Below are 17,464 nucleotides of genomic sequence, written 5' to 3'. Positions count from 1 at the left end.
GGCGGCGGATTCTGTGAGGCCGGGCCTCACCACACGGTGAAGGCGCAGGTCACCGCACGGGCGGGCCGTCCAGCGCGTCGATCGTCGCGATCGAAGGCCCCCGCTTCGCGGAGACGTCCCGCGCCACGTCCTCCGCGCCCCGCAGCACCCGTACCGCGTTCTTCCACGTCAGCTTGGCGAGGTCCGCGTCGGACCAGCCGCGCCGCAGGAGTTCGGCGATGAGGTTGGGGTAGCCGGCGACGTCGGCGAGGTCGGCCGGGGTGAAGGCCGTGCCGTCGAAGTCGCCGCCGATGCCGATGTGGTCGACGCCGGCGACCTCGCGCATGTGGTCGAGGTGGTCGGCGACCGTCGACGCCGTGGCGAGCGGCCGCGGGCGCTCCGCCTCGAAGGCGCGGTGCAGTTCCATGGCCCGGGGCGACGTGTCGAGGTGGTGGAGGCCGTGCGCGCGCAGGTTCTCGTCGGCGGCCTGCGTCCAGGCGACGGCCGCCGGCAGGATGAACTTGGGGACGAACGTGGCCATGGCCACGCCCCCGTTCGCGGCGAGCGCGCCGAGCACGTCGTCGGGCACGTTGCGCGGGTGGTCGCAGACCGCCCGCGCCGACGAGTGCGAGAAGATCACCGGCGCTTCGCTCACGCGCAGCGCGTCCCGCATCGTGTCGGCGGAGACGTGCGAGAGGTCGACGAGCATGCCGACGCGGTTCATCTCGCGCACGACCTCCTCGCCGAAGCGGGTGAGCCCGCCGGCGGCGGGCACGTCGGTCGCGGAGTCGGCCCACGGGATGTTGTCGTTGTGGGTGAGGGTCATGTAGCGCACGCCGAGCCGGTGCAGCGCCCGCAGCGTGGCCAGGGAGCAGTTGATGCTGTGCCCGCCCTCGGCGCCCATCAGGGAGGCGATGCGCCCTTCGGCGCGGGCCGCCTCCATGTCGTCGGCGGTGAGGGCGAGCCGCAGGTCGCCGGGGTAGCGGTCAACCAGCTGGCGGACGACGTCGATCTGTTCGAGCGTGGCGCTGACGGCCTCGTCGCCGGCCATGTCGGTGCGGACGTACACGGACCAGAACTGGGCGCCGACCCCGCCGGCCCGCAGCCGCGGCAGGTCGGTGTGGAGCCCGGTGGCGCTCTGGTCCGCGGCGATGTCGCGCCGGTCGAGGTCGTAGCGGACCTGCTGGCGCAGCGCCCAGGGCAGGTCGTTGTGGCCGTCGACGACGGGGTGGCCGGCGAGGAGCTCGCGGGCGCGTTCCAGCAGTCGTTCCGTCACCGCCGCTTCCCCGTTCACTTGCCGAATCCGAAGCCCGTGGCGCCCTGCACCTTGGCGCGCAGCCGGCGGCCCTTGTCCGTGGCCTGTTCGTTGAGCTCTTCCTGGAAGTGCTGCATGCGGGCGAGCAGGTCGTCGTCGTGGGCGGCGAGCATGCGGACGGCCAGGAGGCCGGCGTTGCGGGCGCCGGCGACGGAGACGGTGGCGACGGGGACGCCGGCGGGCATCTGGACGATGGAGAGCAGCGAGTCCATGCCGTCCATGTACTTCAGCGGCACGGGCACGCCGATCACCGGCAGGGGCGTGACGGAGGCGAGCATGCCGGGCAGGTGGGCGGCGCCGCCCGCGCCCGCGATGATCGCCTTGAGGCCGCGGCCCGCGGCCCGCTCCCCGTAGGCGACCATCTCGCGCGGCATCCGGTGCGCGGAGACGACGTCGACCTCGTAGGGGACCTCGAACTCCTCAAGAGCCTTGGCGGCGGCTTCCATGACGGGCCAGTCGGAGTCGGAGCCCATGACGATGCCGACGACGGGGCCGACAGCGGTGGAACCAGTCATTCCGTGATCGTTCCTCGCAGATATCCGGCGGCGTGGCTCGCGCGCTCGCGCACATCCGCCAGATCGTCGCCGTAGGTGTTGACGTGTCCGACCTTGCGGCCGGGCTTGACGTCCTTGCCGTACATATGGATCTTCAGGCCCGGGTCGCGCGCCATGCAATGGAGGTACGCGGAATACATGTCGGGATAGTCGCCGCCGAGCACGTTGGCCATGACGGTCCACCTGGCGCGCGGGCGGGGGTCGCCGAGCGGCAGGTCGAGCACGGCGCGCACGTGGTTGGCGAACTGCGAGGTGACCGCGCCGTCCTGGGTCCAGTGGCCGGAGTTGTGCGGGCGCATCGCGAGCTCGTTGACGAGGATGCGGCCGTCGGCGGTCTCGAACAGCTCGACGGCGAGGTGCCCGACGACGCCGAGCTCCTTGGCGACCTTGAGCGCGAGCTGCTGCGCCTGCGCGGAGAGCTCGGCGGAGAGGCCGGGCGCGGGGGCGATCACCGTGTCGCAGACGCCGTCGACCTGAATGGACTCGACGACGGGGTACGAGACGGCCTGGCCGTGCGGGGAGCGGACGACGTTGGCCGCGAGCTCGCGCACGAACGCGACCTTCTCCTCCGCGAGGACGGGTACGCCGGCCCGAAAGGGTTCACTCGCCTCTTCTGCGCTGCGGACGATCCAAACCCCCTTTCCGTCGTATCCGCCGCGCACCGTCTTCAGGACGACGGGGAAACCGTCGCCCTCGGCGGCGAAGCGCTCCACATCGGCGGGGTCCTCGACGATGCGGTGCCGCGGGCACGGCACTCCGATCGCGTCGAGCTTGGCCCGCATCACGCCCTTGTCCTGGGCGTGCACCAATGCGTCGGGCCCCGGGCGGACGGGGATGCCGTCCGCCTCCAGGGCCCGGAGGTGCTCGGTGGGGACGTGCTCATGATCGAAGGTGATCACGTCGCACCCTTGTGCGAAAGCACGAAGGGTTTCCAGGTCGCGGTAGTCGCCGATGACGACATCGCTGACCACCTGGGCCGCCGAGTCCTGCGGAGTATCGCTGAGCAGCTTGAACTTGATGCCGAGGGGGATGCCCGCCTCGTGGGTCATGCGGGCGAGCTGGCCGCCGCCGACCATGCCGACTACCGGGAACGTCACGCCCCCAGGGTATCCGTACGAGGGAACAGCCCCGGACCGCGTTCGGAGGATCATCCGAAAAGGCGGTGTCTGCCCCGTTGGCCGATATGACTCGCGTTCGTCTCACGTTCACCGACTCCGCCCATCGGTGGCGGAACGCGCTCGCTAGCATGAAAGCTGCCCCACGCCCCCAAGACGCCCATTCAACGGAGCCTGACGATCTCATGAGTCAACGGCGCGCAGTGCGTTCCCGGCTGGAGCGGCTGGCCCGCGAAATCGCGAAGTTCGGCGCGGTCGGGGCCATCGGGTTCGTGGTCAACTTCCTCGTCTTCAACATCTGCGTCCACGGGTTCCACCTCGCGGTGGTGCGCTCGGGCGTGATCGCCACGGCCGTGGCCATCGCCACCAACTACGTCGGCAACCGGTACTGGACCTACCGCGACTGCGACCGGAGCCGGCGCAGCCGCGAGATGAGCCTGTTCCTGCTGTTCAGCGGCGCCGGGCTGATCATCGAGAACGGCATCCTGGCGCTCTCGCACTACGGCCTCGGCCTGACGTCCCCGCTCGCGGACAACATCGCGAAGAACGTGATCGGGCTGGGGATAGGAACGGTCTTCCGCTTCTGGTCCTACCGCACGTGGGTCTTCCGCGCGCAGGCGGTGGAGACTGCGGAATCGTTCCTGACCACGGATGCGGTCGCGCGCGTGGACGCGCACAAGTAACGGCACGCACGACGTAACGGCACGCACGACGTAACAGCCCGTACGGCGGGGGCGCCCTCAGACGCCCCCTGGGGCGCCCTCAGAGGCCCCCCTCCACCTCGTCCGTCTCCCGGCTGAGGAAGAGGGCGAAGACCGGCGGGTTCGCCTGGAGGAGCTCCAGGCGGCCGCCGTCCGCCTCCGCGAGGTCGCGCGCGACCGCGAGCCCGAGCCCCGTGGAGTTCCGCCCGCTGACGGTGCGCTCGAAGACCCGCGCTCCGAGGTCCGGCGGGACCCCCGGCCCCTCGTCCGTGACCTCCACGACCGCCTGGTTGCCGGTGACGCGCGTCCGCAGGGCGACCGTGCCGTCGCCGTGCATCAGCGAGTTCTCGATGAGGGTGGCGAGGACCTGGGCGACCGCCCCCGGCGTGCCGACGGCCCGCAGCCCCTGCTTGCCGGAGCGCACGATGGCCCGGCCCTCGCTGCGCGAGGCGGGCCGCCACTCCTCGATCTGCTGCTTGATGACCTCGTCCAGGTCGAAGGTGACGGCCGAGCTGGACTTGGGGTCGCGGGAGTTGGTGAGCAGCCGCTGGACGACGTCGGTCAGCCGCTCGACCTGGGCGAGGGCGATCGTCGCCTCCTCTTTGACCGTCTCCGGCTCGTCGGTGAGCGTGATCTCCTCCAGCCGCATGGACAGCGCCGTCAGGGGCGTCCGCAGCTGGTGCGAGGCGTCCGCGGCCAGCCGCCGCTCGGCGGTGAGCATCCGCGCGATCCGCTCGGCGCTGCTGTCCAGGACGTCGGCGACGCGGTCCAGCTCGGGCACCCCGTAGCGGCGGTGGCGGGGCCTGGGGTCGCCGGAGCCGAGCCGCTCGGCGGTCTCGGCGAGGTCGGTCAGCGGCGCGGTGAGCCGGTTGGCCTGCCGCACGGCCAGGAAGACGGCGGCGACGACGGCGAGCAGCGCGACCGCGAGGATCACCAGCAGCGTGCGGCCGACCTCGCGGCTGACCGTGGAGCGGGACTCCTCGACGCGGACGAGCTCGCCCTGCTCGCCCTTCTGCGTGTTGGCGATGACGCCGCCCTCGGGCCGGTCGCCGATCTCGATCGGCGCGCGCCCGGGGATCTCGATCCGGGCGTACCGGTCGGCGGTGATCTGCTCGCTGAGGATCCCGGACTCGACCCGCTCGCCCCCCACCAGCCGGCTGTCGACGATGCTGACGAGCCGTACGGCCTCGGACTGCACGCTCTCCTGGGCGCTGCTCTCGATCGTGCGGGTCTCGACGATGACGAGCGAGATGCCGAAGACGGCGATCACGACGAGAACGACGGCGAGCGTGGAATTGATCAGTCGGCGGCGCACGGGTTGCCCTCCGGGCGGGTGGTACGAACGCTGGCCCCCGCCGGGCGGACCGGCTCGGCCCGCCCGGCGGCCGGACTCAGCTCTTCTCGAAGCGGAACCCGACGCCCCGCACGGTGGCGATGTAGCGGGGGTTGGCGGCGTCGTCGCCGAGCTTCTTGCGCAGCCAGGAGATGTGCATGTCGAGGGTCTTGGTGGAGGACCACCACGTGGTGTCCCAGACCTCGCGCATCAGCTGATCGCGCGTGACCACGCGCCCGGCGTCGCGGACGAGCACCCGCAGCAGGTCGAACTCCTTCGCCGTGAGCTGCAGTTCCTCGTCGCCCATCCAGGCGCGGTGCGACTCGACGTCGATCCGCACGCCGTGCGTGGCGGGGGGCTGCTGGTGGGCCTCGACGGTGCCGCGCCGCAGCAGGGCCCGGACGCGGGCCAGCAGTTCGGCGAGCCGGAAGGGCTTCGTGACGTAGTCGTCGGCGCCGGCGTCCAGGCCGACGACGGTGTCCACCTCGTCGGCGCGGGCGGTGAGCACCAGGACCGGGAAGCCGTGGCCCTCGGTGCGCAGCCGGCGGCAGACCTCCAGTCCGTCCATGCCGGGCAGCCCGAGGTCGAGGACGAGCAGGTCCACCCCTCCCTTGAGCCCGGCGTCCAGCGCCGTGGGACCGTCTTCTCGCACCTCCACCTCATAGCCCTCGCGGCGCAGCGCGCGCGCGAGCGGCTCCGAGATGGACGCGTCATCCTCGGCGAGCAGTACTCGGGTCATGCAGTGATGGTAGTCCGCGCGGGCCCACGTCAGAGGCGTACCGGCGGCTACCGGCGGCAACCCTTGACAGCCCGGTACAGACCTTTGAGGGTGCGAAAACGGTTCCCCGATGTGATGTGATCCGCGTCTCAACTCCTTCCGTTTGCGGGCGGGGTGTGACGTATGGTGACCAGACGTCTGTAGCTACAAGGGGGCCTTTCGGATCGTTCTCGGCGCGCCGAAGGCCTCTGTCGTGCGCAGGACTGGATACCCCAGTCTTGTTACACAGTGATTGACCTGGCGGCCGGGTCCGTCGCGCGAAGGTGCGCGGGGGGCGTGGATCCCGGTGACGACCGTCCCGCCGCTCTCTTGGAGGAGGGAGCGAACCCCCTGGACGTGGGGGCGGACGGTGCGGTGACCGGTGCCGGCCAACCCCCACCCGGGCGCGTAGGAGCTGCACCCGCGCGTCCCGAGCACACAAGGATCGACATGGCGTCCAGCCTGACGAAGGGTGCGGCCGAGCAGGAGAAGACCTCTCCTGTGTCCGGCGGCAAGACCTTCCTCGGCCACCCCCGCGGCCTGGCCCCCCTCTTCATGACGGAGATGTGGGAGCGCTTCAGCTATTACGGCATGCGCGCCCTTCTCGTCGTCTACCTGATCGCAGGCGGCCCGGACGCTAAGCCCGGCAGCCAGGGCGGCGGTCTGGCCATGCCCGAGGCGAGCTCGGTGGCCATCTACTCCGTCTACGTGGCGATGGTCTACCTGCTGGCCATGCCCGGCGGCTGGTTCGGCGACCGCGTCTGGGGCCCGCGCAAGACGGTCGCCATCGCGGCGTGCGTCATCATGGCCGGCCACCTGGCCCTGGCCGTCCCGGGCAAGCCGACCTTCTTCGCCGGCCTCGCGCTGGTGGCGATCGGCTCCGGCCTGCTGAAGGCCAACATCTCCACGATGGTCGGCCACCTCTACGACGGTCCGCAGGACCCGCGCCGCGACGGCGGCTTCACGATCTTCTACATCGGTGTGAACACCGGTGCCTTCGCCGCGCCGCTCGTCATCGGCACCATCGGCCAGGAGGTCAACTGGCACCTGGGCTTCGCGATCGCCGCGTTCGGCATGGGTCTCGGCCTGCTCTTCTTCCTGTGGGGCACCCGCCACCTCAGCCCGCAGAGCAGCGTCGTCCCGAAGCCGCTGACGGCCGCCGAGCGCAAGTCCACGCTGCTGAAGGCCCTGCTGTGGCTCGGCATCGCCGCCGCGTTCTACGGCGTCGTGACCGGCACCGGCCACTTCACGCAGAAGTGGGTCACCATCCCGCTCGCGCTGGTCGGCCTGGTCGTCCCGATCACGGTCCTGACCCGCATCAAGCGCGACAAGGACCTGACCGCGACCGAGCAGACCAAGGTCAGCGGCTACATCTGGTTCTTCGTCGCCGCCGCCGTGTTCTGGATGATCTTCGACCAGGCGGGCTCGACGATGTCGACCTTCGCCGAGAAGAAGACCGCGGACAACGTGTTCGGCATCGGCTTCGCGTCGACGGTGTTCCAGTCCGTGAACCCGCTGTGGGTCATGGCCCTGGCCCCGGTCTTCGCCTGGCTGTGGCTGTGGCTCGCCCGCAGCAACCGCGAGCCGAGCACCACGGTGAAGTTCTCCATGGCCATGGTGATCATCGGTGCCTCGTTCTTCGTCTTCGCCATCCCGATGGCGATGGCCTCGGACGGCACGAAGGTCTCCCCCGCCTGGCTGCTGATGATCTACGGCATCCAGACCATGGGTGAGCTGTGCCTCTCCCCGGTCGGCCTGTCGCTCACCACGAAGATGGCGCCGAAGAAGTACGCCAGCCAGATGATGGGTGTCTGGTTCCTGGCGGTCACCGCCGGTGACTGCACCATGACCCTGCTGGCCGAGGCCAAGGTCGACCTCAACGGCATCGGCGTGATCGTGGGCCAGGCCGCGGCCGCCACCCTGGCGGGCTTCGCGGTCTGGATGTCCCGCAAGAAGATCGAGGCCCAGATGGGCGACGTCCGCTAAGGACACGCACGAAGGGGCCCCCGGCGCGATCGCGCCGGGGGCCCTTTGCGTTCGCCTCAGTCGGGCGGCGGAAGAGTCCCGGGAGCGAACCAGGGAAGAACCGGACGGCCGGCCGTCTCAGGAACAGGAGGCCGGGGCCCCAGCCGATCGACAAACAACATCCCCACCCGGAACAGCCCCACGGCCACCACACCACCCAGCAGCACCCAGAAAAGAACCACTCCCCAAGGCCGGGCAACATCCCAAGGCTCGGCGACGAGCACCTTCTCCCCGTACTTCAGCGACACCTCGTAGGGCCCGTGGGCACCCGCGGCGAGCTCCACATCAAAAACCACACGAGCCCGCTGCCCCGCAGGAACGGTCCCGTGCCACTTCCGCTCCTCCCACGCGGGAGCGAGAACGCCCCGCGCGGTGCCGACGCGGAAGACGGGATCCTTGACGGCCCCGGAGCCGAGATTGCCGACGGTCACGACGAGCCGCCGCGTGGGCGGCGCCCCGAACCACGTGAGCAGCCCGCTGGAGCCTTCCAGCCGTGCGGCGAGCACGCCCAGCCGGGCGCCGGAGGGCACGGGGACGACAGGATGCCCGGCAACGACAAGAGGAACATCAACAGCCTGAGCATCACCCATGACAGTGGCGACGTGCACAACGCAAGGACAGGGCCGAGGCGGCTCGGGGACAACGAGCTCCCTCCGAAAACGCCCGTCACTCCCCGTAGTGACTGTCCGCCCGTCAGCATTGGCACAATCATTGGTGCCACCCACCATGTTCTGCCCGCACACCAACAAGGTCAGCAGAGCGCCGGGCCGCCACCCCTCCCCCGTCACCACCACAGCGCTCCCTTTCCCGGCCTCCGGCCGATCCAGAGAGAGCCTGGGGCCATCAGCCACAGCAGCACCTGCAGAGGACAGGAGAAGGAACACGGCCAGCAGAAGGGCGACCAGGGAGGCGCCGGGGCCGCAGGGGCAGGGTCCTGGACGCTGACGTGTATTTGTGGCGCCAAGTGCAGGGTGAGTCTGCGCAGGGGGGTGGGGCGCCGTAAATATACGGTCCAGGACCCTGCCCCGGAGGCCCCGGCGCCGGACCACGACGCGCCGCACCAGCACCACCGCGCCGAGCACGCCGAGCACACCCCCGCCGCCCACCGGAACGACCCACCGCCACGGCGTGTAGGACGCCGACCCGCTGGCCCGCACCCCGCCCTCCGCCGCAGCGGTGACCCGCACCGTCACCGAGTCCAGCCGCGGCGCGTCCGCCCACCGCTCCACCCGCTGCACGGCCCGCCCCGGCGGCAGGGCTGCCAGGGCGTCACTGACCGTGCGGCGGAGGACCGTGCCGAAGATGCCGTCGGCACGGAGGGCGAGGCGCGGCGCCAGGACGGTGTTGCCCCGGTTGACGACCGCGTACCGGATGACCGCGCCGCGCCCGTCCGCCGCGCTGCTGACCCGTACGTTCTCGACGGCGAGCGCGGGCAGCGCGGGCGCGCCGCTCACCCGTAGCGCCAGGGGCACCCGCGCCTCGCGCCCCTCTCCCGTGACGACCACGGCCGCGGAGCGGTCGCCGTTGCCGTCTCCGGGCACGGTGACGGTCAACGGGACGTCGGCGCGCATGCGGGCGGGCACCCGTACCTGCCGCCGGCCGAGGGAGATCCAGGGCGCGGACGCCCGGAGTTCGAGGGAGCGCGCGCTGTCCGTGGGGTTGACGAGGGCCAGCTTGTCCGTGAGGACCGCGCCGGGGGCGCCCTCCAGGTAGAACGACGTCCGGTCGTCCGGTCCGGGCGCGGCCGTGCCGGCGGGGGCGGGCGCGGCGGACCAGGCCGCGGCCCGGTCGTCGGCGGCGGCCCGGTCGTCGGCAGCGGCGCGGGCGACGCCGGCCGCGGGGGCGGCGGACGCGGCCAGGATCACCGAGGCCAGGGCCGTCAGCAGACGAGGACGCAAGGCGGCTCCATCAGCGGGCGCCGGCGCGGCGACGGCGGGTCAGCCAGAGGGTGCCGGCGATGCCGGTGAGGAGGACGGTGCCGCCGAGGGTGCCGAGGGCGATGGCGGAGTCGGCGGGCCCGGTCTGCGGGAGCTGACCGCCGCCGGTGGAGGAGGAACCGCCTGTGGCGGAGGAGCCACCGGTGGAAGACGACCCGCCGGTGGACGACGAGCCGCCCGTAGCGGACCCGCCGGAGGAACTACCGGAGGATCCACTGGACGACCCCGAGGACGACCCCGAGGAGGAGGCCCCTCCGGACCCCGTCCCTCCCGTCCCCCCGTCCCCCTTGATCTCCAGCGTCAGCGACGGCTTCGGATCGTTCGTGGGCGTGCAGGTCGTGGTGGTCCCCAGGGCCGAGATGGTCAGCGTGGAGGCGGTGAACGTGACGCTGCCGCTCTTCTTCGGGGTGTACGTCCCGGACAGGTCGCTGATCTTGATCGGCGTGTTGGCGGGGATCGGCTCCGCGTTGGCGGGCCCGGAGACGGCCACCGTGCCGCTGTCCGCGCCGCCCAGCTTGATGACGGCGCTCGGCTTCATCGCGCCCTTGCCGAGCTCGATGGGGCTGGAGGACACGCCCTTCTCGAAGGACATGGTCAGCTTGTACGAACCGCCGTCCGCGACGCCCTTGATGTCGATGGGAGAGACGGCGCTCTTGTCGCCGATGGGGGTCTTGCAGGCGTAGGCGACGTCGACCGTGACGGCGTGTGCGGCCGGGGCGCCGAGCAGGACGGCCCCGCCGGCGAGGGTCACGGCGGCTGCGAGTGCGCGGCGTGGGTTGTGGGACACCTCTGGTTCCCCTCTCGTCCGGTGCCGCCGCCGGGAAAACTACTGACGGCACATCAGATCGGGCGCAGACAGTACGCCGGGGACCTTGAGGAAGGAAGAGAAGGAAGAAAGAAGCCGAAGAGGAAAGCGACGGAAGGGACGGACGAGGCGGCGGAGAGCAGCGAAGGGCGGCGGAAGGGCCTACCCCGGAGCGGCCAGCTCCGCCCACACCGTCTTCCCGGCCCCGCTCTCGTTCCGCACGACCCCCCAGTCCAGGCAGAGCCGCTGCACGATGAACATCCCGTGGCCGCCGGGCCGCCCGGCCCGGTGCGGGGTGCGCGGGGCGGGCGTGCCGGCGCCGAGGTCGACGACCTCCAGGCGCAGCACCTTGCCGGCGCAGCTGACGCGCAGTTCCTCCGGCCCGTCGGCGTGCAGGCAGGCGTTGGTGACGAGCTCGGAGACGACGAGGAGGACGTCCTCGGCGGCGGCGCGGTGGTCGGCGCCGGTGGCGGGCAGCCAGCCCCAGTCGTAGAGCGCCTGGCGGGTGAAGTCGCGGGACATCGGCACGGCGCCGCTGACCCCGACGAGGTGCAGCCGGCGCACTCCGCCGGGGGACGCGTACGACGAAGGCGCCTCCGGCGACGGCGTGCCGGACGGCGCGCCGGCATCACCGGGCGCACCAGGAGCGCCGGACGCACCGGATGTACCGGACGAGGCGGCGCCGTCCGCCCCCGGACCGGGGTCGCCCGGCGGAGGGCACGGCCGGGTGGTGCTCATCAGCGCTTCACCTCACCGATTCACCGATTCAGAACGGAACGTAACGAACATATGGACGGAACGGACCCGACGGAGCAGATTCAGCAGACTCCTGCCCGACCGATTCGTGAGAACACCCACTTCTTCGGCATCGGTCCTGTGATGCATACAACTGCGGGACACGGTTCCAGACCGGAGCCGCGTAACGTTTGAATAACACACAGGAATGCGCGCGAAGAGGCGCGGGCGGCCGGGGTCAGCCGGCGAGTCCGGCGAGCGCCGCGTCGAGCGTCTCGTGGACGGTGAAGACGGCTTCCGCGCCGGTGATCTCGAAGACGCGGGCGACCACGGGCTGCATCGCGGCGAGGTGGATTCCGCCGCCGCCGGCCTCGGCCTGGAGCCGGGCACCGAGGAGCACGTTGAGACCGGTGGAGTCGCAGAAGTCCAGCCGGGAGCAGTCGAGAACGACGTGCACACCGCCGTCGGCGATGGCCGCTTCGAGCGGCTCGCGGAGCACGTCCGCCGTGTGGTGATCGAGCTCGCCCACCGGCGTCACGATCGCGCTCGACCCGTCCCGCCGGACGGCTACATTCAGCCGGCCCCTCGCGCTGCCGACCATCCCGCGATCCATGCGCATCCCTTCTCGGTGTGCCTGCGTGGCGCTCCGAGAACACTACGCCTTCCCTACGGCCTCCGGAAGCGGAAGGTCCGGCATTAAGCACATATACGGACATCACGCACTTGCGGTGCGAGGGCGAGGGCAGGTAGGGCTAGTAGGACGACATCCACCACGAACGGCTTTGGAGGCGCCGCTCACCGCAGCACGACGCGACGGCATCGGCAGCCATATGCCGAGAACGATGGAGGAGACCCCCATGTCACCCCGGCTCGACGCCACGCATACGGACCCCCGTACGGCGTCGTCGACACCCCCGCCCCCCGAGTCCCCGGCCCACTACGACGGCGTCAGCGGCCTCGAAGGCCTTGACGGCCCCACGCCCCCCGGCGAACTGGCCCCGCACGACGCCCGGGCCCTGTCCAAAACGCTCTTCGCCCGCCTCGAAGCGCTCGAAGAGGGCACCCACGAATACGCCTACGTACGGAACACCCTGGTCGAGCTGAACCTCGCGCTCGTGCGGTTCGCCGCCGCCAGGTTCCGCACCCGCAGCGAGCCGATGGAGGACATCGTCCAGGTCGGCACGATCGGCCTCATCAAGGCCATCGACCGCTTCGAGCTCAGCCGGGGCGTCGAGTTCCCGACGTTCGCGATGCCGACGATCATCGGCGAGATCAAGCGGTTCTTCCGCGACACCAGCTGGTCCGTGCGCGTGCCGCGCCGGCTCCAGGAGCTCCGCATCGACCTCGCCAAGGCCGGCGACGAACTCGCCCAGACCCTGGACCGCGCCCCCACCGTCGGCGAACTCGCCCAGCGGCTGGGCCTGTCCGAGGACGAGGTCGTCGAGGGCATGGCCGCGAGCAACGCGTACTCGGCGAGCTCCCTGGACGCCGCCGTGCAGTCCCAGGACGAGGAGGCCGAGAGCACGCTCGCCGCGCGCATCGGCTACGAGGACCACGACCTGGAGGGCATCGAGTACGTCGCGTCCCTCAAACCGATGATCGCCGAACTCCCGCACCGGGACCGGAAGATCCTGTCCCTGCGGTTCGTGGCGAACATGACCCAGTCGGAGATCGGCGAGGAACTGGGCATCTCCCAGATGCACGTCTCCCGTCTCCTGTCGCGTACGCTCCGGCGCCTTCGTAGAGGGCTGCTCACCGACGAGTGAGGCCACGGCACGTGATGCGCCCTCAGCCCAGATAGGGCTGAGGGCGCCGCTGCAGGTAGTGCTGCACCCGCATCCGCTGCGTGTGGTGCATGTCCAGCGACCGGATCCCGTCCACGGGAACGAACCGCAGCTCGGTCGACTCGTCCGACATGGCGAGCGTCCCGCCCACGATCCGCGCCGTGAAGCAGATGTTGAACTGGCGGCGCACTTCGCCGTCGCTGTACGCGATGACGTGCCGGGGATCGGTGTACGTGCCGACGAGCCCGGTGACCTCGACGTCGAGGCCGGTCTCCTCCCGCACCTCCCGCACGACCGCCCCGGCGAGCGACTCCCCCATCTCCATCCCGCCCCCGGGCAACGCCCACAACCCGCTGTCCGCCCGACGCTGCATCAGGATCCGCCCCTCGCCGTCCGTGACGACGGCGGACGCGGCGACGACGAGACTGTTGGGCTCCGGCGCGGCGGGGTCGTCGTAGAACTCGGTCCGGGTCATTCGTCAGCCTCCCTGCACAGGGACAGCCGTTGCCCATACGGCGTCGAAGCTCTCCGCGTACATGTCGAACATGCCCCCATCCCCGTTGCGCCGAAGGTGCCACACCGGCGCACCGTAGGCGTTGGCGCCCCAGACGTGTGCATTCACCAGGAACTGGTCATCAGCACGGTAGAGGCTGTTGTACAGCGTCGTCCCGTGCGTGCGCAGTTCGACTCCAGCGAGCTGGCCGAGCGGCGCGTAGTGCATGAGAGCCAACCTGCACCGCGACTCGATGCCGTGCCCGAACTTCTCTTCGCTCCCCCGTTGCCGGACATTGAGACTGTCCGGGTCCCCGACCGCGATTCGGACGGCACACCCTTCCCCGGCCCGTTCACGGAGCAGTTCCCGCAGGCGCGGGTAGCCCTCGTGCAGGAAGAGCCCGGCGTAGACCAGGACGTCGATGCGTTGCCGGGCTTGTGCCATGAGGTCGGCGAAGAGCGACACGGGGACGTCTGCTCGCCGTTCGTAAAGTGCCACGAGTTCGGGACTCACGGACCGCGTCGCCTTCGATTGCCGCAGCTCCGGCCACAACACGAAGACATCCTCGCCCAGCAGCTCGGCAACAGCGAAGGCCGTGACGCGACGTGGCGTGCGGCCGAGGTTGAGCCAGCGCTCAACGGTTTTGGCGTCCACGCCTGCCTGCGCCGCAAGGGTTGCATGAGTCCAGCCCCCCGCAGCCACAGCGATGCGTAACCGCTCGTTCCGCATACCTGTCACCTACTCCCGGCGCTCTCGGCTTCTAGTCACCCGCCAGGGACGTTCTACTCGCCTCGGGACGTCCCTGAATGGGATTTGGTGGAGGTTCCCTCGTCCCGGGGAGCGGCAAGATCCTGACGGCATGGACGTGGACAAGGTGGAAGTCGGAACGATGGTGCTGGACAAGCGACGTGACCGTGTCGGGGAGGTGATGGACGCGACCGCGTCGTGGGTCTACCTGCGCGCGTTCGGCGGCGGCCGGGAGTGGGTCACGGCCCTTGAGGACGTGGAGCCCGTCGGCGTGCACGAGCGGCTGCGGGCCCGCGTGGCCGAGGTGAACGCCGCGCGGCAGCGGCGGCCCTGACGCGGCCCGCAAAACATAGGGGGGCACTGCACGAACATGGGGCGGCCTTACCGCGCCGGAGGTGTTGACCCGCCCGCCGCGGGGCGAATAGCGTCGCGGCGGCCTCTGGGGGAACGGCGGTGCGACTGGCGTGCGCGTTCTGCGGAAAGAGCGGGATTACATAGACGGCGCGGCCGGCGCGGACGTCGTCGTGGTCGGCAGCGGCATCGTCGGCGCGGCGTGCGCCGAGTCGCTGACGCGGCGCGGGGCACAAGTACTTGTGCTCGACCGTGGCCCGCTGGCCGCCGGGACGACCGCGTGCGGCGAGGGCAACCTCCTCGTCTCCGGCAGAGCACCCGGGCCCGGACTGGCCCTCGCCCAGGCCTCCCTGCACCGCTGGCCCCGCCTGCTGGCCGCCCTCCGCGAGGAGCTCGGTCCGGGCAGGGCGGAGTGCGAGTACGAGGCGAAGGGCGGCCTCGTGGTCGCGACCGACGACCCGTCCGGCACCGCCCTGCGCGCGTTCGCCGCGGCCCAGCGCGCCGCGGGCGTGGACGCGCGGGAGCTCGCGCCGGGCGAGGCGGCCGCGTTCGAGCCGCATCTGACGCCGGGCGTGCGCGCCGCCGTGCACTATCCGGAGGACGCCCAGCTGCAGCCCGTCCTGGCGGCCACGTCGCTGCTGGCCGCCGTGCGGGCGCGGGGCGGCCGGATCCGTACCGGCGTGGAGGTGACGGGCGTGGAGACCGGCCGGGACGGGCAGCGCGTCGTGGGCGTGCACACCTCGGTGGGCCGCATTCCGTGCGGCGCGGTCGTCAACGCCTGCGGCCCGTGGGCCGGGCAGTTCGCCGCGGCGGCCGGCGCGCCCCTGCCCGTCCTGCCCCGGCAGGGCATGGTCCTTGTCACGGCGCCGCTCCCGCACGGCACGGTGCGGCACAAGGTGTACGACGCCGGCTACGTGCGCGCCGCCGGCAGCTCGGACGCGGCGCTGCAGGTGGCGGCCGTGGTCGAGGCGACGCAGGCGGGGACGGTCCTGATCGGCTCCAGCCGCCGTCGCGCCGGCTTCGACACGACGCTGCGCACCGACGTGCTGCGCGCGCTGGCGCGCGGGGCGGCGCGCCTCTTCCCCGTGCTCGGCGGTGTGCCGGTCATGCGGGCGTACGGGGGCTTCCGCCCGTACACCCCCGATCACCTGCCGGTCGTCGGCGAGGACCCGCGCCGCCCCGGCCTGTGGCACGCGACGGGTCACGAGGGCGCCGGCATCGGCCTGGCCGCCGCCACCGGTGAGCTGCTCGCCGAGCTGTGGGCGGGCGAGCCGCCGCACGTGGACCCGGAGCCGTTCCGGGCCGGCCGCTTCGCACCGGCGCCCTGCTGACACTCCCCTGACACACCCCCCGGCATCCGGAAGGAGAACGGATGGCACTGATGACGGTGTACGTCGACGGCGAGCGGCACCGGGCCCTGCCCGGCCAGACCGTGGCGGCCCTGCTCCTGGCGACGGGCCACCGGTCCTGGCGCACCACCCGCCTCGGCGGCCGCCCGCGCGGAGTCTTCTGCGGCATCGGCGTCTGCTACGACTGCCTGCTCGTCGTCAACGGCCTCCCGGACGTCCGGGCCTGTCTGCGCGAACTGCGCGACGGCGACCGGGTGGAGACCCTGCGCGGCGCCCGTCTGCCCGCGTGCACGGAGGCCCCGGAGACCGTACGACCCGTGCGCGACACAGCAGACGCAGAAGAGGCGGACGACGAGGCGGACGAGGTCGCATGAGCGGCCCTCTCCCCATACCTTCTCCTCCCCTCGTGGTCGTGGTCGGCGCCGGCCCCGCCGGCTCGCGGGCCGCGCTGAGCGCCGCCCGGTGCGGGGCGCGCGTCGTCCTCGTCGACAGCGGGGAGCGCGTCGGCGGCCGGTACGGGCGGCGGCCCGCCGCCGTCACTGACGGAGCGGTCACGTCCGCCGGCCACCCGCTGGAGCCGGCCGTCGCCGTCCAGCCCCGTATCGAGCACCTGGCCGGCGCCACGGTCTGGGCGCTGGAGCCCGGCCCGGCGCCCGGCCGGCACCTCGTCCACCTGCAGCAGGGCCCCGCGGACGACCGCGGCCGCCCGGTGCGCACGCTCACGGCCGACGCGCTCGTCCTGTGCACCGGCGCCTTCGACCGCACGCTGCCGTTCCCCGGCTGGGAGCTGCCGGGCGTGGTCACGGCGGGCGCGGCGCAGGCGCTCGCGGAGGGGCAGCGGACGGCCGTCGGCGCCCGGGCGGTGGTGTCGGGGACCGGCCCGTTCCTGCTGCCGGTCGCGCTGTCCCTGCTGGACGTCGGGGCGCACGTGCTGGGCGTGTACGAGGCGGGGAACCCGGCGCGCTGGCTGCGCAGCCCCGCCGCCGCCCTGCGCGACGGCGGTCCCGGCAGGCTCGCGGAGCTCGGCTCGTACGCGGCCGGGCTGGCCCGCGGGCGCGTTCCGTACCGGACCCGGCACGCGGTCGTCGCGGCGCACGGCCGGGACCGCGTGGAGGCCGTCACCGTCGCCCGCCTGGACGCCGGCTGGCACCCGGTCCCGGGCAGCGAGCAGCGCCTGGCGCCGGTGGACACGGTGTGCGTCGGCTACGGGTTCACGCCGCAGCTGGAGCTGCCGCTGGCCGCGGGGTGCGCCGTGCGCGACGGGCACGTGGTCGTCGACGGGCGGCAGGCGACGACCGTGCCGGGCGTGTACGCGGCCGGTGAGATCACCGGGATCGCGGGAGCGCCGGCCGCCGCGGCGGAGGGCGAGCTGGCGGGCCTGGCGGCGGTGGCGGACCTGGCCGAGCGCCTGTGGGCGGCCACCGGCGGGACGGCCGGACCGGTGGGCGGGACGGCAGGCGGGGCGGCAGGTGAGGCAGCGAACC

At 72.1% G+C, this 17,464-nt stretch carries 18 protein-coding genes; 7 read left to right on the top strand and 11 right to left on the bottom strand.

Annotation, left to right across the window (positions count from 1 at the left end):
- Positions 1–49 precede the first annotated feature (49 nt).
- Genes B7P34_RS17190 through B7P34_RS17180 form a run of 3 tightly spaced genes read right to left on the bottom strand, consistent with a single transcriptional unit; the run spans position 50 to position 2,945 of the window.
- Positions 50–1,255 (bottom strand): dipeptidase, encoded by a 1,206-nt coding sequence (locus B7P34_RS17190; RefSeq protein ID WP_106677492.1) that lies wholly within the window; start codon positions 1,253–1,255, stop codon positions 50–52.
- A gap of 14 nt (positions 1,256–1,269) precedes the next feature.
- Positions 1,270–1,809, bottom strand: coding sequence for a 5-(carboxyamino)imidazole ribonucleotide mutase (gene purE / locus B7P34_RS17185; protein ID WP_106677491.1), 540 nt, complete (start codon positions 1,807–1,809; stop codon positions 1,270–1,272).
- A complete protein-coding gene (locus B7P34_RS17180) occupies positions 1,806–2,945 on the bottom strand; it encodes a 5-(carboxyamino)imidazole ribonucleotide synthase (protein WP_286157485.1) in 1,140 nt (379 codons plus the stop codon). Before B7P34_RS17180 ends, purE begins: the two co-directional genes overlap by 4 nt.
- 203 nt (positions 2,946–3,148) lie before the next feature.
- Between B7P34_RS17180 and B7P34_RS17175 the strand changes: the two genes are divergently transcribed.
- On the top strand, positions 3,149–3,646 hold the full coding sequence (locus B7P34_RS17175; RefSeq protein ID WP_106677487.1) for a GtrA family protein: 498 nt from the start codon (positions 3,149–3,151) through the stop codon (positions 3,644–3,646).
- Positions 3,647–3,725: 79 nt separating this feature from the next.
- On the opposite strand, the gene B7P34_RS17170 is transcribed toward B7P34_RS17175, so the two are convergent.
- Both B7P34_RS17170 and B7P34_RS17165 read right to left on the bottom strand, forming a co-directional pair.
- Positions 3,726–4,979 (bottom strand): ATP-binding protein, encoded by a 1,254-nt coding sequence (locus B7P34_RS17170; RefSeq protein WP_106677485.1) that lies wholly within the window; start codon positions 4,977–4,979, stop codon positions 3,726–3,728.
- Between the two features lie 76 nt (positions 4,980–5,055).
- Positions 5,056–5,736 carry a response regulator transcription factor gene (locus B7P34_RS17165; RefSeq protein ID WP_030365213.1) on the bottom strand — a complete coding sequence of 227 codons (681 nt, stop codon included), beginning with the start codon at positions 5,734–5,736 and terminating at the stop codon, positions 5,056–5,058.
- 468 nt (positions 5,737–6,204) lie between these two features.
- On the opposite strand from B7P34_RS17165, the gene B7P34_RS17160 reads away from it, so the two are divergent.
- A complete protein-coding gene (locus B7P34_RS17160) occupies positions 6,205–7,740 on the top strand; it encodes a peptide MFS transporter (RefSeq protein WP_106677483.1) in 1,536 nt (511 codons plus the stop codon).
- A 56-nt stretch (positions 7,741–7,796) separates the two neighbouring features.
- On the opposite strand, the gene B7P34_RS36770 is transcribed toward B7P34_RS17160, so the two are convergent.
- From B7P34_RS36770 to B7P34_RS17140, 4 genes are all read right to left on the bottom strand, one after another.
- Entirely contained in the window at positions 7,797–9,677 is a 1,881-nt protein-coding gene (locus B7P34_RS36770; RefSeq protein ID WP_146166840.1) for a COG1470 family protein, read from the bottom strand.
- A 10-nt stretch (positions 9,678–9,687) separates the two neighbouring features.
- A complete protein-coding gene (locus B7P34_RS17150) occupies positions 9,688–10,503 on the bottom strand; it encodes an LPXTG cell wall anchor domain-containing protein (RefSeq protein ID WP_106677481.1) in 816 nt (271 codons plus the stop codon).
- Between the two features lie 180 nt (positions 10,504–10,683).
- On the bottom strand, positions 10,684–11,259 hold the full coding sequence (locus B7P34_RS17145; RefSeq protein ID WP_106677479.1) for an ATP-binding protein: 576 nt from the start codon (positions 11,257–11,259) through the stop codon (positions 10,684–10,686).
- A 235-nt stretch (positions 11,260–11,494) separates the two neighbouring features.
- Entirely contained in the window at positions 11,495–11,857 is a 363-nt protein-coding gene (locus tag B7P34_RS17140; RefSeq protein WP_223267939.1) for an STAS domain-containing protein, read from the bottom strand.
- A 256-nt stretch (positions 11,858–12,113) separates the two neighbouring features.
- Here B7P34_RS17140 and B7P34_RS17135 point away from each other — a divergent pair, with 256 nt between their 5' ends.
- Positions 12,114–13,022, top strand: coding sequence for a SigB/SigF/SigG family RNA polymerase sigma factor (locus B7P34_RS17135; RefSeq protein ID WP_106677475.1), 909 nt, complete (start codon positions 12,114–12,116; stop codon positions 13,020–13,022).
- Between the two features lie 22 nt (positions 13,023–13,044).
- Here B7P34_RS17135 and B7P34_RS17130 read toward each other — a convergent pair whose 3' ends face one another.
- Both B7P34_RS17130 and B7P34_RS17125 read right to left on the bottom strand, forming a co-directional pair.
- Complete coding sequence (locus tag B7P34_RS17130; protein WP_106677473.1) at positions 13,045–13,515, bottom strand: NUDIX domain-containing protein; 471 nt, start codon at positions 13,513–13,515, stop codon at positions 13,045–13,047.
- Between the two features lie 3 nt (positions 13,516–13,518).
- Positions 13,519–14,187 (bottom strand): XRE family transcriptional regulator, encoded by a 669-nt coding sequence (locus B7P34_RS17125; protein WP_223267935.1) that lies wholly within the window; start codon positions 14,185–14,187, stop codon positions 13,519–13,521.
- A 205-nt stretch (positions 14,188–14,392) separates the two neighbouring features.
- On the opposite strand from B7P34_RS17125, the gene B7P34_RS17120 reads away from it, so the two are divergent.
- From B7P34_RS17120 to B7P34_RS17105, 4 genes are all read left to right on the top strand, one after another.
- Positions 14,393–14,614 (top strand): hypothetical protein, encoded by a 222-nt coding sequence (locus tag B7P34_RS17120; protein ID WP_106677468.1) that lies wholly within the window; start codon positions 14,393–14,395, stop codon positions 14,612–14,614.
- Between the two features lie 130 nt (positions 14,615–14,744).
- Positions 14,745–15,962 (top strand): NAD(P)/FAD-dependent oxidoreductase, encoded by a 1,218-nt coding sequence (locus B7P34_RS17115; RefSeq protein WP_223267934.1) that lies wholly within the window; start codon positions 14,745–14,747, stop codon positions 15,960–15,962.
- A gap of 41 nt (positions 15,963–16,003) precedes the next feature.
- Complete coding sequence (locus B7P34_RS17110; protein ID WP_223267933.1) at positions 16,004–16,354, top strand: (2Fe-2S)-binding protein; 351 nt, start codon at positions 16,004–16,006, stop codon at positions 16,352–16,354.
- The coding region (locus B7P34_RS17105) for an NAD(P)/FAD-dependent oxidoreductase (RefSeq protein ID WP_146166839.1) at positions 16,351–17,464 on the top strand (1,114 nt) is incomplete at its 3' end. The genes B7P34_RS17110 and B7P34_RS17105, both read left to right, overlap by 4 nt.

This window comes from Streptosporangium nondiastaticum, from assembly GCF_003011965.1.
Lineage (GTDB): Bacteria > Actinomycetota > Actinomycetes > Streptomycetales > Streptomycetaceae > Streptomyces > Streptomyces nondiastaticus.
This window is presented reverse-complemented; position numbering and strand designations above follow the sequence as displayed.

What these genes read in the sequence shown, in the direction of transcription:
- purE (WP_106677491.1), bottom strand. Translation starts at nt 1,809, where the DNA reads ATGACTGGTTCCACCGCTGTCGGCCCCGTCGTCGGCATCGTCATGGGC.
- B7P34_RS17175 (WP_106677487.1), top strand. Translation starts at nt 3,149, where the DNA reads ATGAGTCAACGGCGCGCAGTGCGTTCCCGGCTGGAGCGGCTGGCCCGC.
- B7P34_RS17165 (WP_030365213.1), bottom strand. Translation starts at nt 5,736, where the DNA reads ATGACCCGAGTACTGCTCGCCGAGGATGACGCGTCCATCTCGGAGCCG.
- B7P34_RS17160 (WP_106677483.1), top strand. Translation starts at nt 6,205, where the DNA reads ATGGCGTCCAGCCTGACGAAGGGTGCGGCCGAGCAGGAGAAGACCTCT.
- B7P34_RS17145 (WP_106677479.1), bottom strand. Translation starts at nt 11,259, where the DNA reads ATGAGCACCACCCGGCCGTGCCCTCCGCCGGGCGACCCCGGTCCGGGG.
- B7P34_RS17140 (WP_223267939.1), bottom strand. Translation starts at nt 11,857, where the DNA reads ATGGTCGGCAGCGCGAGGGGCCGGCTGAATGTAGCCGTCCGGCGGGAC.
- B7P34_RS17135 (WP_106677475.1), top strand. Translation starts at nt 12,114, where the DNA reads ATGTCACCCCGGCTCGACGCCACGCATACGGACCCCCGTACGGCGTCG.
- B7P34_RS17130 (WP_106677473.1), bottom strand. Translation starts at nt 13,515, where the DNA reads ATGACCCGGACCGAGTTCTACGACGACCCCGCCGCGCCGGAGCCCAAC.
- B7P34_RS17120 (WP_106677468.1), top strand. Translation starts at nt 14,393, where the DNA reads ATGGACGTGGACAAGGTGGAAGTCGGAACGATGGTGCTGGACAAGCGA.
- B7P34_RS17110 (WP_223267933.1), top strand. Translation starts at nt 16,004, where the DNA reads ATGGCACTGATGACGGTGTACGTCGACGGCGAGCGGCACCGGGCCCTG.